Origin of the sequence: Rhodococcus sp. IEGM 1305 (assembly GCF_030058635.1) — a bacterium.
GTDB lineage: Bacteria > Actinomycetota > Actinomycetes > Mycobacteriales > Mycobacteriaceae > Rhodococcus_F > Rhodococcus_F opacus_D.
Genome location: NZ_JASHKX010000013.1, coordinates 120,290 through 134,523, shown reverse-complemented (window position 1 = coordinate 134,523; position 14,234 = coordinate 120,290). Strand labels below are relative to the sequence as shown.

Here is a 14,234-nt window from a genome sequence, read left to right as displayed (position 1 = left end):
GTCCGCGGCACGGGCCGCCGAGCTGCGTGCCGAACCAGTGCAGTCGCCGGCAAATGGGCACTGGTGAAACCCGGTCCCTCCGATGCCAAGCACGCCGTGGCGGTTCCCGATCGGCTTACGGGATAGCGACCGGGCTGAGGATTCCGACAAGTTCGTGAGAATTGCGCACTCACACGATGTTGAGAACCTGCAGGTCGGATGCGCAGAGGGCTGACGCCGAGGAGTGGATCCTGCAATAGGTTCCACGGTTCCGTGTCGGTAGGAGGCCCTAACAAGACACGTTTCCGCTGCCCAGGCGCCGAGGAATCCGACGAAACTTCCGGCAAAAGGTTGGAAAGCCCAGGTCGCCGAGATCAACGACTGACACCGGACGTTGGAACCTACACCGTCGTTGTTGTAGGTTCCAACTGCCTTGCTGTTGATGGGGTTCGCCGGGGCGTTCCGGCGCAGCGACCTCGTCGGCCTCACCTGTGGCGACGTCACCCTGCACATGTTGGACGGAGTCCATGTGCGGCTGCGGTGGTCGAGGACCGACCAGGAAGGACTTAGTGTGGTACGGGCGTTGCCGTGCACCACCAACCATGTCAGTTGCCAACCGTGTGCCTATGTTCGGTGGGCGCAGGTCGTCGCCACATTCGACGTGGCCGGCCGGCCCGGGGTGATTCGGTTGCGGCGTATCGCGCCGGCATTCGAGACCCACGTTGTGCCGGGGTGCCCTACCGCGGATGCGGGCACGCATGCCGTTGTTGCGGTCGATCCCCAAAACGGCAACCTGTCCGACACCGCGCTGTCGGGGGCAGCGGAGCAGCTTACGGAAGAACTGCTTGGCAGCCTTGGCGTTTCGACGCGACTGGACGAGGATGTCGAGCACCACACCGTCCTGGTCGACCGCACGCCACAAGTACATCCGCTCGCCGTTGATCGGGATGAACACTTCATCGAGGTGCCACTTGTCGACAGGCGGGCCTGCGGCGGCGCAGCTGGTTGGCATAGGACTGGCCGAACTTCGCGCACCACTGCCGGATCGTCTCGTGCGAGACCACGACGCCGCGTTCGAACATCAGTTCCTGCACGTCACGCAGGCTCAACGCGAAGCGGTGATACAGCCACACGGCGTGGCTGATGATTCTTCGGGTAGCGGAAGCCCTTGTACGACGAATCTGCGCTGGTCACGGTCGCCCATCCTCCCAGCGGTCACCCGCACAGCCAAGTTGACGATGCGCGCCGGGGTATGTGAGCGGGTGCGAACGTACAACGGCGCACCCGCTCACACCGACACCATTGCGGCCGGCACCGAGTGTTCCTCGAACACCCTGCTCAGGTTTGGTCGATTTTCGAGAACTGCTGTTCGATATCCCCGAGCTGGTCAGTCACCTCGTCGAGCAGGGTCTTGAGCAGTTTGCCGAAGGTGGCGGATCCGGTCGTCTTCAGCTCGGTGGCAACATCTTTGACGGCCTCCATGTGGAGCGGTTCGGGGAGAAATGCTCTGATGGCAGCGTCGATGCCGGTGCCGAGTGGTTTGTCTCGAAGAACCTTCTGCGTGATCGGAAGGTCCTCGCCGATCGTGTCACGCGCCTCTGGCCACTGACCTCACCGCAGCCGAGGACACGGCCCGCGCCGCGGTCGAACGTGGCCGCCAGCTCGAAGTGTCCTCAACGCATGTCGATCGTCTGGCCCCCGCCCACACCGCCGTCGCGGCGAGCACCGCGTCACCCGCGACCACCGGCCCTACGGGACCGCGGCTTCGGTTGCCGATCGGCCAGGGTGTCAATGGTTGAACCGGTCGATGAGCCATTGCACAGCGGTCGGGTTGTCGAGGAGAAGCCCGGCCGCATGCCCCGCGGCCCCGAGTTGCGGTAGCAGTGGGGGCGTGTCGAGGTGTGCGACGGTCACGTCGGCGCCGGCACCACGCCAGGCGTTCTCCAAGGCGTAGGTGTCCGCGGCGGGGGTGACGTCGTCGTTGACGTTCTGAGCGAGGAGAACGGGATCAGCGGGGGCTAGTTTGCCCAGGTTGAAGCTGTCGAGAACAGCCCGGATCGCGGAATTGGCTTGCAGTTCGTCGGTGATGGGTCGGCCACTGACCGTCAACGAGCTGGTGGGCTGATAGGCATGGAGCAGGGCGTTCACGTCGCATTCGGTTGCGGTGCGGTGCAGGAAGTCGATCCCGTCGGAGTTGAGCATCGTGGTGACCGCATCCGTGAATTCCGGGTGGCTGGCCAGCAGGCCGTTGAGGAAGAACCCGATCGCATCGGTGAGCGCTTTGCCGTCGAGGTTCGACAGGGTAGAGGCGACGTTCGCCGGCGGTGCGCCGACAACGGTGCCCGCGAGGTTGAGATCCGGAGCGTAGCTGCGGGCGAGTTGGGCGGCGCCACCGGCTGCCGAGCCGCCTTGTGAGTATCCCCAAATTCCCACCGGCGCATGCGGTGTCGCTGCGCCGGAGCGAATGGCGGCGCGTGTTGCGTCAAGGACGGCGTGCGCTTCGGGTACCGGTTGCAGGTAAGTGTGTGCGCCCGGGGTGCCCAGCCCCTCATAGTCGGTGACCACGACGGTGATGCCGCGTGCCAGCAGCGACACGACGTCGAGAATGTATAGGTTGGGCATCGGTGTTCCGGCACCATCGGTAGTGATGCCGTCGGCGATCAGTTTCGAGGGGGCGCAATTGTCGCCCGCGCCGATGGTGCCGAAGGTATAGCTGACGAGGGGGCGTGGCCCGGATCCAGACCACGCTGCGGTCGGCTCCAGAATCGTTCCGGTGACCGCGACCGGTGCGCCGACGGTGTCGGAGGAGAGATACATGATTCGGGTGGCGGACGCTGCCGGCACCAGAGTCGCCAACGGGGAACCACCCAGCGGGCGGAAGGGTTCGCTGCGGATCAGATCCCCGCTGTTACCGGCGGGCAGCGGATTCGGTGGGAGATAGAAATCCGCCGCGGCTGCGGTTGCCGGTTCCGCCACCACTTGTCCAGCCGACCCGAACATGGCCACCGCAGCGAGCGTGACTGCTGCGGCGGTCACGGCGCGAAAACGATGACGATTCATCCGAACTCTCCTAGGGATATCAGTGATGTTGTGGATCATGACTCTGGCAATCCTCGCTGTAGCACCACCACCCCCCGAACGGAGGTTGCGTGGATGAACGTCTGCTGAGCAAGCGATGCGCCGCGGCTCCAGGTATGCCGCGATGAGGTCAGCATTTTTCGGTAGCTTTCGGGGATGAGATGGCCACGGATGCTGAGCATTCCGCGGTGTTCCCACCTGCAGAGCAGGAACAATCGGCGGAGCTGTTTGGCCCCGATCCGGGATTTCCCCGATGTGATTCCTGGCCGGAGGTTCAATCCAGTGCAGACAGTTGGGTGAGGAAGTCGTGGTGGTCGTAGTAGACGGTGTAGTTCTTCACCCGACCTTCGGCGAGTGTCCAAAATTCTCCCAGGGTGATGTCGAGGGACCGCCCCGTCGGTGGGATGCTCGAGCCGTCGGGCAGCGGGAGGTCTTCCGTGTGCGTCCCGGTCACGTGCAGTTCGAAGGCGATCTCGTCGCCATCGACCACAACGCGGCGTGGATGATGGCGGAGGTCGGGAAACGTCGCGAAGAACCCCGCCATCCACAGGCACACATAGGGGGCACCGACCTGAGTGAATCCAGGAGCGACAATCTCGCACTCGGGATCAAGCATCGATTCGACCCGGTCGAAATCGTGCGCATCGACGTAGGCAAAGAAATTCTCTATGAAATCAGAAGTGACAGCAGGGGTGTCGATAGACATCGAGTCAGATCCTTCATGATTGAACACGGTGATGTGTTAATGGATGGGGTTTGTGTACCAATGGTTGGGGCGTGGTCCTGAGCCCGGAAAGGCACTGCGCCGGTCGGTGCGAGGTGGCGTGGGCGGTCCCGTTGCGGACCGCCCACGCGGCGTCACAGACAGGCGGGACACTCTCGCCACGATGATCGAGCATGTTTCCCGGTATCTTGTGTTCAGTCGAATACGATCACCGGTTTGATGACCGAACCCGCGGCGGCTGCCGCGATGGCCTCGTTGATGTCCGGCAGGGTGTAGGTCTCGATCAGTTTGTCGAAGGGGAACTGTCCGTTTTTCCACAGGTCGACCAACTGGGGGATGAACTGGTGGGGGTCGACGTCGCCTTCGATGACGCCGGTGAGTGTGCGACCGAGTAGTAGGTGGCCTTGGTCGATCACGATGTCGTTTTCGAGGCCTTGTAGTCCGAGGGTGGCGCAGATGCCTGGGGAGCGCAGCACTGCCAGCGCCTGTTGCACGACGGACTCGAGCCCCACGGCGTCGACGCTGAAATCGACACCGTTGGCGCTGATGTCGGTGACGGCCCACGCGAGGTCGTCGATCGCATTGGGGTCGAGGGTGTGGGTGGCGCCGAGTTCGGTGGCCAGGTTCAGACGTTCCGGATTCGGATCGATTGCGATGATCGGTGTGCAGCCGAGCGCTTTGGCCGCCATGAGAGCGCTGAGCCCGACAGCGCCGAGACCGAACACCGCAATGCTCTGCCCGGGTTTTGCCCGCAGGACACTCATCACGGTGCCGGCCCCGGTCTGCAGGCTGCAGCCGAGGGGCCCCAACAGGTGTAGGGGCAAGGATTCGTCGACCTTGACGGCGTTGCGTACGCTCGCGACGGCGTGGGTTCCGAATGAGGATTGGCCGAACCAGTTGCCGTGGACCGGTTCGCCGTCCCGGCTCATGGTGGTCGAGCCGTCCAGGCGTGTGCCGAAGTAGTTCAGCGCCGCGAACAGCTCGCAGTAGGCCGGCCGACCCGAGGTGCATTGAGTGCACGTTCGGCAGGAGTCGAAGCTGACCACGACGTGGTCACCGGGTACGAGGGTCGTCACCTCGGCCCCGACCTCTTCGACGATCCCGGATGCTTCGTGGCCGACCACCGCCGGCAAGGGCAGGGGAACACCGCCACGCAGAGCGGTGAGGTCCGTGTGGCAGATCCCGACGCCGGCGACGCGGATCCGGATCTCGTCCTCGGCGAGCGGACCGACCTGCACATCGACAACCGTGAGCTTCTCGTCCGGCGCCTCGAACAGCGCGACACGTGCGTGGGTCATCGGTCCACCGCCGACTGGGCCGCGGGCAGGACGAGGTCGTACACCTTGCGATCGAGGGAGCGTGAGAGGTCGACGTGGACGAACTTCTCCTCGGTGTACTCGTCGAGCGCGTGGGGTCCGAGTTCGCGGCCGTTCCCGCTCTGCTTGTAACCGCCGAAGGGGTAGAGAGCGTTGACCATGTGCCAGTCGTTGATCCAGACGGTGCCCGACTCGATTCGCGCCGCGACGTCGAGTGCAGCCTCGAGGTCTTCGCTCCACACCCCGGCCGACAATCCGTACTCGGAGTCGTTGGCGATCGCGACGGCGTCGTCGACGGTGCGGTACTTCAGAACCGACAGGACGGGACCGAAGATCTCCTCACGGGCGATGCGCATGTCGGGCGTGACATCGGTGAAGATCGTCGGGCGCACCCAGTTCCCCTGCTCGAACTGCGCTCCGGTGGGCGGTTCACCGCCGAACGCGAGGGTTGCGCCCTCCTTCTGGCCGATTTCGATGTAGTCCAGAATCCGGGCATGTTGCTCCGCGGAGATGACCGGGCCGATGTCGGTGTCGAACTCAGACGGGTCGCCGACCTTGATGGTCGCCGCCCGCTGAACCAGGCGGTCGACGAATTCGTCGTGCAGGCTCTCGGGCAGCAGCAACCGGGTTCCCGACTCGCACGCCTGACCGGCGTAGAGGAAGCAGGCGAAGAGTGCCCCGTCGACCGCGGAGGCGATGTCGGCGTCGGCGAGCACGATGTTCGGTCCCTTGCCGCCGAGCTCGAGGGTGACCTTCTTGATGTTCTCCGCGGCGAGCTTGCTGATCTCCCGGCCGACCGCCGTCGACCCGGTGAAGGCGATCTTGCGTACGTCCGGGTGGGCGGCGAGACGGGCTCCGACTTCTTCACCGGCACCGGTGACGATGTTGAGGACACCTTTCGGCAGCCCGGCTCGTTCTGCGGACTTGGCCAGTTCGAGCAGGGTGAGGGGCGTCTTTTCGTCGGGCTTGAGCACGATGGTGTTGCCGGCCGCCAGGGCGGGACCGAGTTTCCACACAGCAAGCAGCAGCGGGAAGTTCCACGGCACGATGCCGCCGACCACACCGATCGGTTCCCGGCGCACGATCCCGGATGCCAGTGTGGGGTAGGACAATTGCGGACCGGATCGTTCGAATTCGTAGGTGCGGGCCAGGTCGGCGAAGTACTGCAGGTGCGAGATCGAATACCCGACGTGGAAGGCCATTGCCTGGCGGATGGTGACGCCGTTCTCCTTGACGTGCAGAGCGACCAGTTCGTCCATGCGCTCGGACAGGTCGGCGACCATCGCCGACAGGATGTCGGCGCGTTCGTCCGGCGTCTTCGAGCGCCACTCGCCCCGGGCGTGGGCGGCTTGGGCTGCGGCGACCGCCTGGTCGAGGTTCTCGACGGAGCCGCGGGCGGCGGTGGCGACCAGTTCGCCGTTCGCGGGGTCGATGATGTCGAACGTGCGGTCGGTATCGACCCAATGACCGTCGATGAACTGGGTGTAGTGCGGTGTGGCTGTCATGCGATGTCCTTGCTCGGGTGCCGGGGGATCAGCTGTGCTGGGCGTCTTTCTCGGCGACCAGGTTCTTGTAGATCGGGAACAGCGGCTTGGAGATCGGAATCAGCTTGAGGATCTTCGACACCGGGCCCTTGGCCTTGACCTGGCCCTTGGCCAACCCCACCGCCACGTTGTACTCACCGCGCCAGAACTTGTTGCCGTTGTCGGCGGACATCGCCAACCGGACGTCCGGGATGAGGTCGTTTTCGCCTTCGATCACCTCGATGCCTTCTGGCTTCAGTGCGACGGTGATCGACGAATCGGGGTTGGTGTAGTCGAGTCGGAGGATGATGTCGGCTTCCTTGAGCGCCGGGCCGGCGGTCGGTTCGTCGTTGGCTGCGCGGAAGACTCCACCCAGGTAGCGGTAGACCTCGGCGGCGTCGGTGAAGTAGCTCATGGTGGTGTCCCTTTCGGATGGGTAGTGGTGTGTGCTGACCGGATTGGAGTCAGACCGATCGGCTGCGGCCCGCCCAATGGGGTGCGCGTAGATCGCGTTTGAGGATCTTTCCTGTCGCGTTGCGCGGCAGGCTCGGAACGATGTCGATGGTGCGGGGCCGCTTGTACCCGGCCAGATGAGCGGCACAGAAGTCGAGCAGTTTGTCTTCGTCGATGTCGGTGCCGCTGTCCGCGACCACGACCGCGCGGACCGCTTCGCCCCATTTGTCGTCGGGGACGCCGATGACGGCGACTTCCGCGACGCCGGGAAACTCACTGACCACGCGCTCCACCTCGGCGGGATAGATGTTCTCGCCGCCGGAGATGATGACGTCCTTGACGCGGTCTTCGACGTAGTAGAACCCATCGGGGTCCCGTCGGCCGGCGTCGCCGGTCTTGAACCACTCACCATCGAAACTGGCGGCGGTGTCCGACTCGCGCTGCCAGTATCCCGTCATCACCTGCGGTCCGCGGATCTGGAATTCGCCGACCTCACCGACGGGCACTTCGTCCCCGAAGGCCGGATCCACCACCCGGACCTCGACACCCTCGATCGGTTGGCCTGCTGCGCGGAGGCGTTCGGGCCGGGCGGAATCGCGGTGGTGCTGCGGCCCGAGTACACAGAACACTCCGGACGCCTCGGTCATGCCGTAGACCTGGTAGAAGTCGACGTCGAAGGTGCTCATCGCCTCTCGGAGCAGGGCTTCGGGCATGGGTGATCCGCCGTATCCGAGGCAGCGCAGCGACCGGAAGTCCAGTGCGGACACACCCGGAACCTGCAGGAAGAACCGGATGACAGCGGGGACGAAGAACGCATGGGTGACCGACTGGCGGATGATCTGATCCAGAACCATCGCGGGAACGACCTCACGCACGAGGACCGTCTCCGCGCCCTGCGACATCGCGGCCAGCGCCCAACTGGTGCCGCCCACATGAAACAGCGGCATGGCCACCATGTTCACGCTGTCCCGGGCGAAGCCGAAGGCAGCGCTGGCCGCAATGCTGTGCGCGCCCACGGAACGGTGCGTCAGCATGGCCCCTTTCGGGTGCCCGGTGGTGCCGGAGGTGTAGAGCTGCAGGAAGCAATCCTCCGGATGGGTTGGATGAGCAGTCTCGCGCGGCGGGGCCTTGCCGAGCCATGCCTCGTACTCGTCCGCCTCACCACCGAGCACGATGATGGTGCGCACGTGGTCGAGGTTCGGCTTGATCGTGTCGATGACATCGACGAATTCGGCGCCGAGGATCAGCAGTTCGGCACGGCTGTCGTTGATGACGTAGGCCAATTCGGACGGTGCGAGGCGGTAGTTCAGTACCGCGTTCACCGTTCCGGCCACGGCGCACGCCAGCGTGGTCTCGAGGCTGGCGGGGTGATTCTTGTCCAGGAACGCGACCCGGTCACCGGGCGCCAGCCCGAGTGCGGACTGTGCTGCGGCGTTACGCCGCACCCGGTCCGACAACTGTTGCCACGTCCACGACTCTTCCTCGAATCGCAGCGCGACTCGGGTGGGATCCTGCGATACCCAGTATGTGATCGGGTCGAAGACATGGTGGATGGGTGAAGCCATCAGGCACCTCTCGAGGGGGATTGTTCAGTCCATTTCGCCCGGCTCAACTAGTGACCGTACGCACGGTCAGTAAAGCAGAATCGTGACGTGCAGCACAAGGGGTCACCGAAGAATTTGGCCGGAAGAACCGAATATGGAGAGCTCTCGCCTCCGGGGCTATCCAGTCGGGGCGCTGTGCCGAGTGCCCAGTGGGGACACTTATCGGAAGGAATGTGATTTCTGTTCGTAAATCCTTGCCACGCAAAGAGGTCCGGATCGTATGCGCGTTGATCCCAGGGTCGGTGCGCATGCATATGCGCGGCCGCCTGACTACTCATGGCCCTGGTATTCAGCGACCCGACCCGGTGCAGGAGTTCCGCGTGGCGGGAGAGAGTCTCGACACGGATGGGCCCAGCACCGAGTGGTGACCGATGCCCCTTTTCCCCGCTAGGTGCCGCTGAACTGGCGGGCGTGGTCCACCGTCGTCGTGGCGCGAGCGTTGGTCTCGCCGCGACGCGGTGTAGTGGTCAGGATGCAGGGAGCCCGCTGCCGGATTCGGCGGACGCTTCGAGCAGGCACTGCCGCGCAGTCTGGGCGGCCAGGCCCTTCGGATCCGCCAACGCCGGAAGCGCTGCGCGACGGACCAGGAGGCTGCCCAGCACGAGATCGACCAGTGCTGCCCCGACCTCTTCGGCGGATTCGTCACCGCTCGGGTCGAACCAGGTGTAGGCCCATTGCGCGGATCCGAACATCAGCAGTGACTGAATCCGCAGATCCGTTTTTCGAAGCCGTCCCGCGGCGATTCCGGCTTCGATCACGTCACGCACCAACTGGATGTATTCGGCGCGTAGTTCGAGTCCCTCGGTGTCGATATCGAGCGCTGCCAGGCGCATGACCTCGCGCTGGAACGCGATCGTGGCGTCGCGGTCGTGCTCTTGGTAGAGGATGAACGCGAACAGCAGTCCCGCGAGTTGCTGCTCGGGATGATCGAGTTTGCCGATCAGTAGCTTCGCTTCGGTGAGGCGGCGGCGCATGTAGGACGTGTGCAGGGCGGCGAGCAGGCGATCCTTGGTGCCGTAATGATGGACGATCGTGCCCTTGGAGATCGACAACTCGTTGGCAATGTCGCTCAGGTTCGTCCCGTCGTAGCCGAACTGCGCGACGTTGTGCGTGAAGACCTCGAGGATCTCGTTGGCTTTTCCGGCCAGCCGGGTACCGGCCTTTGCCATCGCGCTACCTCCACCTCGTTCACGGTCCTGATTGTGCAGTCAGTCTAAGCGCTGTGTGATCAGTCGTGGATTCGGCGCACCGTCGATGTGATGGTCAGGTGGCGAGAACGAACATGGGAATCGCTTCACCGTCGACAAATTCGGTGATGCGCAACCGCACCGGTGTGCATACCGGGACGTCGGACGCGGTGGCGACGTCGAGGATGCGGCTGGCAAGCCACGGTCCTTCTCGGAGCTCGACCAGCGCAAGGACGGTGGGCTCGGGCGCACTCGCGTGGTCGACGACTGCGGACACCACCACCCCGTCACCAGTGGAGCCGACCCACGTGAGCTCGTCGCTGTGGCATGAGCTGCAGCTGAGGGTGTCGGGCCGGCCGATATGCCCACAACGGGTGCATGACCGCAAGATCAACCTGCCCTCCCGGAGGGCATCGAAGTACGGTGCCGAGGTCTCGTCCCGGACGGCGGAAAATTTCATCGTGTTCCTTCTCCGTTGCTGGTGTTCACGCCGAGTTGGTGGCGAGAACCAGGGTGCCGTGGTGGTCGAGAATGCCGCCGTTGCCGCTGACGATGGCGGTGGCGTGCTCACGGATCTGCCGTCGGCCGCCTTCTCCTCGCAGTTGCGTGAGGGCTTCTATCAACGGGGTCATGCCCCACAGATAGAAAGAGGACAGTTGCCCGCCGCCCGTGTTGGTGGGCAGGGTGCCGCCGGGGGCGAGTGCCCCGCTGGCGGCTAGTTCCCCGGCTTCGCCCTTACCGCAGAATCCGTAGTCCTCGAGCGTCACCAGGAGGGTGTAGGTGTAGCAATCGTAGATTTCCCGCAGGTCAATGTCGTCGACGGTCATTCCGGCCATCCTCAACGCCGCCGGCCCGGATATGGCGGCGCCGGTCACGAGGCCGAAATCGCTGTCACGTTCGAGGACGTATCCCGGGTGGGCTTGGCCCCACCCGCGGACGTACACCGGGGTATTCGGTAGATCCCGGGCTCGCTCCGGGGTGGTCACCACGACTGCGGCACCACCGTTGGAGACGAGGCAGCAGTCGAGCAGATGTAGCGGTTCGACCACCCATCGCGACTGGTGGTACTCGTCCAGGGTCAACGGTGACCGCATCTGGGCCACCGGATTGTCGAGTGCCCACGCCCGCTGAGACACCGCCACGGCGCCGAGGTGGGAGGAGGTGAGCCCGTAGTGGTCCATGTAGCGGCGAGCGGCCAGTGCGTAGCGGTGATTGACGCTGGTGAACCCGGCTGCGGTCTCCGCGCTGCGGAACCCCGTCGCCGTCAGGGAGCTTGCCCGGTACGCGTGCGCTCCGCCGGTGTTCTGCTTCTTGGGGTCGTCGGCGAACACACACACCACCGTCTCGGCTTCGCCGGACAGCACCGCCTTCGAGGCCTGGGCGATCATGATGGCGGCCGAGGCGCCGAAAGCATTGATCTCGCTCAATAGTCGCAAGTTCTCGAGCCCCAGAGTGCGGGCGAGGGTCAAATTCAGATCGGTGCCCGCGCGGGCGTTGACCAGCAGTCCGTCGACGTCGCCGAGGGACAGTCCGGCGTCGGCGACAGCCAACCGGACCGCCTCCGCGGCGAAACCACGCGCGGTCTTCCCGAACACCTTGCCCACTTCGGTGAGGCCGTATCCGACGATGGTGGCGTTGCGCTCTGGCATCGACCCTCTTTTCTGCAGTGTGTCCGGGTGCCCTTGTGTCAGCGGCCCGCGTCGAGCGCCGCGTCCTTGTGCTGGCGAGTGCGCGCGTAGTCGAGCGCTTGCTCCCAGCTCGCACTCTTGGCGATCAGGGCACGATATTTCATGATGTGGGTCTGGTGGTCGAGGGCCAGCGCGCCCACGACCCGGTCGCCGCGCCGGTAGAGCGCCACGAACTGGCCGTCGTCGAGATGTCCGGTAACAACGCGTATTTCGTCGGCCTCGGGCACTCCCACGAACTGAATTCGGGTGTCGTACCAGTCGGACCAAAAATACGGCACGGTGCTGTACGGCTTCGCGGCTCGTGGGTCGAGTGCGTTGCGGACGGCGAGGGCTCCCTGCTCGGCGGCACTGGTCCAGTGCTCGAGCCGCATGGATGCCTCGAAGAGCGGATTGTGCCAGCGGGCGACGTCGCCGGCGGCGTAGACCCCCGGCAGCGAGGTCGCCATGGTTTCGTCGCAGACGACACCGCGGTCGAGAGTGATACCCGAGGTCTCGAGCCACTCGGTGGCGGGGTCCGCACCGACGCCGACCACGACCAGATCTGCCTCGAGAGTTGATCCATCCGACAATTGCACCGCCTCGACATGTCCGTTGCCGAGCACCTTCTCGACCCCGACGCCGCAGCGCAGATCCGTTCCGTTGCGCCGGTGAAGGTCCGCGCACGCACGGCCCATGTCCGTACCGATCGCGCGCACCAGGGGAACCGGCAGCGACTCCACCACGGTGACATCCAGGCCTCGTTTTCGTGCCCCCGAGGCAACCTCGGAGCCGATGAATCCGGCACCGACGACCACTGTGCGAGCCCGGTTGTCGAGGGCGGCGCGGACGGTGACCGCGTCGTCGAGTGTGCGTAGCGTGACGACGCCGGCCATCGCGGCCGTGCCCGGCAGCATCCGCGCCGACGATCCGGTCGCGATGACGGCGATGTCGTAGGGCAGTGAGCCGTGCGAGGTGTGAATCACTTTCTCGCTCGGGTCGAGCCGGGTGGCGACGGTGCCGAGACGCAGGTCGATTCCCGCGTCGTCGAGGGCGCTGCGGGCACGGAAGGTGGTGTCCGGAGGGGTTGGTCCAGGGTCGAGGTACGCCTTCGACAACGGGGGGCGGTCGTAGGGCAGGTGTTCCTCGGCGCCGACGAGGGTCACCGATCCGGTGAATCCCGCCTTGCGGGCTGCCTCGGCGGCACGCAGACCCGCCAACGACGCCCCGACCACCACGAGATTCTGCTCGGGCATGGTCTCAGTCCTCGACAAGGGCGAGTGCCTCGGTCGGGCACCCTTCGATGGCGGCACGGACATCATCGATGTCGCGGTCATCGGTGTGCTCGCGCAGCACCAGCAATTGGCCGGCATCGTCGATTTCGAAGTAGTCCGGGGCGAGGGATTCGCAGATTCCGAGGCCGGTGCACTTGGTGCGGTCGACGCAAAGCTTCATGACGTGGCCTTTCCGAGGTGAACGGGAAGCTTCTTGATCCCATTGATGAAGTTCGACCGGAAACGGTCCGGCGGCCCGGTGACCTGCCAGTGCGGGAACCGCGCGAACAGAGTTTCGAGCAGCACCTTCGCCTCGAGGCGCGCGAGGCTGTTACCCAGGCAGAAATGGGTGCCGGCGCCGAAGGCAAGGTGATTGGCAGCGCCGCGGTCGATGCGGAACGTGTCCGGGTCGTCGAATTGTGCTTCGTCCCGGTTGGCCGAGACGTAGAACATGACCACCTTCTGTCCCTCGTGCAGCTGTTTGCCGCCGAGTTCGGTCTCCCGGGTCACCGTGCGCCGGAATTGCATGACGGGGGAGTGGAACCGCAGCACTTCTTCGATGGCCTTCGGCAGCAACGCCGGGTCGGTGGCCAGCTTGCTGCGCTCGTCCGGGTGCTCACTCAGCGTGAGGACAAAACCGGTCAGCAGGTTGCGCGTCGTTTCGTTTCCAGCGATGACCAGCAATTGGAAGAAGCGGTTGAGCTCTTCGGTCGACAGGCGGGCACCATCGACTTCGGCATTGACGATCAGTGACCACACATCGGAGCCGGGTTCGGCGCGCTTGGCCTTGGTGTGTGCGTTGGAATACTTGAACATTTCGATGAACGCAGAGAGGAAAGCCTCGCGCCCTCCATAGGAGGGGTCGTCGAGCCCGACCATCCGATTGGTCCAGTCGTAAAGCAGGTGCCGATCTTCCGACGGCACACCGAGGACGTCGGCGAGGACCCGCAGCGGCATCTCCGCCGAGACATGCTCGACGAGGTCGATCTCACCGTCGTCGGGCAACGCATCAACGATGGCGCGGGCGTGATCAGCGATGCTGTCGAGCATCCCGCGCACCATCTTCGGAGTGAACACCTTGCTGACGATCGACCGCATCTGCGAGTGGTCCGGGGGATCGAGGTTGAGCATCATCTGCTGCAGGGCCGCAAGATCCTGGGGCCGCTGATCACGCAGGAACGACGCGCCCTTGTGCGAGGAGAAGATGTCCGGATTCTTCGAGACCGTCATCACGTCGTCGTAGCGGGTGACTGCCCAGAAACCGGGGCCGCCGGCGAAACCCTCACCGGCAGGCTCCTCGATCCACGCCACCGGCTCGTGGCGACGGAGGTCGGCGAAGACCTCATGGGGAACTCCGTGAATGTACGCGTCGGGACTTCCGAGATCGGTGTGCAGGGCCGATAACGTCATGGCGTTTCCTTCGGGGCAGGGA

Annotated in this window: 13 protein-coding genes and 1 pseudogene; all 14 read right to left on the bottom strand. The window is 64.8% G+C overall.

Going from position 1 to position 14,234, the window contains the following annotated elements:
- Positions 1-799 precede the first annotated feature (799 nt).
- Positions 800-1,173, bottom strand: a pseudogene (locus QM693_RS19955) (IS6 family transposase); the annotation flags it as partial.
- A 144-nt stretch (positions 1,174-1,317) separates the two neighbouring features.
- The gene (locus QM693_RS19950) at positions 1,318-1,461 is read right to left on the bottom strand and encodes a hypothetical protein (protein ID WP_283353227.1); all 144 of its coding nucleotides are present in this window, start codon (positions 1,459-1,461) and stop codon (positions 1,318-1,320) included.
- A 306-nt stretch (positions 1,462-1,767) separates the two neighbouring features.
- Complete coding sequence (locus tag QM693_RS19945) at positions 1,768-3,078, bottom strand: lipase family protein (RefSeq protein ID WP_283353226.1); 1,311 nt, start codon at positions 3,076-3,078, stop codon at positions 1,768-1,770.
- A gap of 253 nt (positions 3,079-3,331) precedes the next feature.
- Complete coding sequence (locus tag QM693_RS19940) at positions 3,332-3,763, bottom strand: ester cyclase (protein ID WP_283353225.1); 432 nt, start codon at positions 3,761-3,763, stop codon at positions 3,332-3,334.
- A 212-nt stretch (positions 3,764-3,975) separates the two neighbouring features.
- Positions 3,976-5,079 carry an NAD(P)-dependent alcohol dehydrogenase gene (locus QM693_RS19935; RefSeq protein WP_283353224.1) on the bottom strand — a complete coding sequence of 368 codons (1,104 nt, stop codon included), beginning with the start codon at positions 5,077-5,079 and terminating at the stop codon, positions 3,976-3,978.
- Complete coding sequence (locus QM693_RS19930) at positions 5,076-6,602, bottom strand: aldehyde dehydrogenase family protein (RefSeq protein WP_283353223.1); 1,527 nt, start codon at positions 6,600-6,602, stop codon at positions 5,076-5,078. Before QM693_RS19930 ends, QM693_RS19935 begins: the two co-directional genes overlap by 4 nt.
- Positions 6,603-6,630: 28 nt before the next feature.
- The gene (locus QM693_RS19925) at positions 6,631-7,035 is read right to left on the bottom strand and encodes an SCP2 sterol-binding domain-containing protein (protein WP_141476709.1); all 405 of its coding nucleotides are present in this window, start codon (positions 7,033-7,035) and stop codon (positions 6,631-6,633) included.
- A 49-nt stretch (positions 7,036-7,084) separates the two neighbouring features.
- The gene (locus QM693_RS19920) at positions 7,085-8,638 is read right to left on the bottom strand and encodes a long-chain-fatty-acid--CoA ligase (protein WP_283353222.1); all 1,554 of its coding nucleotides are present in this window, start codon (positions 8,636-8,638) and stop codon (positions 7,085-7,087) included.
- 506 nt (positions 8,639-9,144) lie between these two features.
- Entirely contained in the window at positions 9,145-9,846 is a 702-nt protein-coding gene (locus tag QM693_RS19915; RefSeq protein ID WP_005262669.1) for a TetR/AcrR family transcriptional regulator, read from the bottom strand.
- 94 nt (positions 9,847-9,940) lie between these two features.
- A complete protein-coding gene (locus QM693_RS19910) occupies positions 9,941-10,324 on the bottom strand; it encodes a Zn-ribbon domain-containing OB-fold protein (protein WP_269592827.1) in 384 nt (127 codons plus the stop codon).
- Positions 10,325-10,349: 25 nt separating this feature from the next.
- Entirely contained in the window at positions 10,350-11,513 is a 1,164-nt protein-coding gene (locus QM693_RS19905; RefSeq protein ID WP_269592828.1) for a thiolase family protein, read from the bottom strand.
- 38 nt (positions 11,514-11,551) lie between these two features.
- Entirely contained in the window at positions 11,552-12,784 is a 1,233-nt protein-coding gene (locus QM693_RS19900) for an NAD(P)/FAD-dependent oxidoreductase (RefSeq protein WP_283353221.1), read from the bottom strand.
- Positions 12,785-12,788: 4 nt separating this feature from the next.
- Positions 12,789-12,983 carry a ferredoxin gene (locus QM693_RS19895; protein ID WP_283353220.1) on the bottom strand — a complete coding sequence of 65 codons (195 nt, stop codon included), beginning with the start codon at positions 12,981-12,983 and terminating at the stop codon, positions 12,789-12,791.
- On the bottom strand, positions 12,980-14,212 hold the full coding sequence (locus tag QM693_RS19890; protein ID WP_283353219.1) for a cytochrome P450: 1,233 nt from the start codon (positions 14,210-14,212) through the stop codon (positions 12,980-12,982). The genes QM693_RS19895 and QM693_RS19890 overlap by 4 nt, the downstream gene beginning before the upstream one ends.
- Between the last annotated feature and the right edge of the window lie 22 nt (positions 14,213-14,234).

Coding starts and splice junctions, on each gene's coding strand:
- QM693_RS19950 (WP_283353227.1), bottom strand. CDS start 1,461: ATGGAGGCCGTCAAAGATGTTGCCACCGAGCTGAAGACGACCGGATCC.
- QM693_RS19945 (WP_283353226.1), bottom strand. CDS start 3,078: ATGATCCACAACATCACTGATATCCCTAGGAGAGTTCGGATGAATCGT.
- QM693_RS19940 (WP_283353225.1), bottom strand. CDS start 3,763: ATGTCTATCGACACCCCTGCTGTCACTTCTGATTTCATAGAGAATTTC.
- QM693_RS19935 (WP_283353224.1), bottom strand. CDS start 5,079: ATGACCCACGCACGTGTCGCGCTGTTCGAGGCGCCGGACGAGAAGCTC.
- QM693_RS19930 (WP_283353223.1), bottom strand. CDS start 6,602: ATGACAGCCACACCGCACTACACCCAGTTCATCGACGGTCATTGGGTC.
- QM693_RS19925 (WP_141476709.1), bottom strand. CDS start 7,035: ATGAGCTACTTCACCGACGCCGCCGAGGTCTACCGCTACCTGGGTGGA.
- QM693_RS19920 (WP_283353222.1), bottom strand. CDS start 8,638: ATGGCTTCACCCATCCACCATGTCTTCGACCCGATCACATACTGGGTA.
- QM693_RS19915 (WP_005262669.1), bottom strand. CDS start 9,846: ATGGCAAAGGCCGGTACCCGGCTGGCCGGAAAAGCCAACGAGATCCTC.
- QM693_RS19910 (WP_269592827.1), bottom strand. CDS start 10,324: ATGAAATTTTCCGCCGTCCGGGACGAGACCTCGGCACCGTACTTCGAT.
- QM693_RS19905 (WP_269592828.1), bottom strand. CDS start 11,513: ATGCCAGAGCGCAACGCCACCATCGTCGGATACGGCCTCACCGAAGTG.
- QM693_RS19900 (WP_283353221.1), bottom strand. CDS start 12,784: ATGCCCGAGCAGAATCTCGTGGTGGTCGGGGCGTCGTTGGCGGGTCTG.
- QM693_RS19895 (WP_283353220.1), bottom strand. CDS start 12,983: ATGAAGCTTTGCGTCGACCGCACCAAGTGCACCGGCCTCGGAATCTGC.
- QM693_RS19890 (WP_283353219.1), bottom strand. CDS start 14,212: ATGACGTTATCGGCCCTGCACACCGATCTCGGAAGTCCCGACGCGTAC.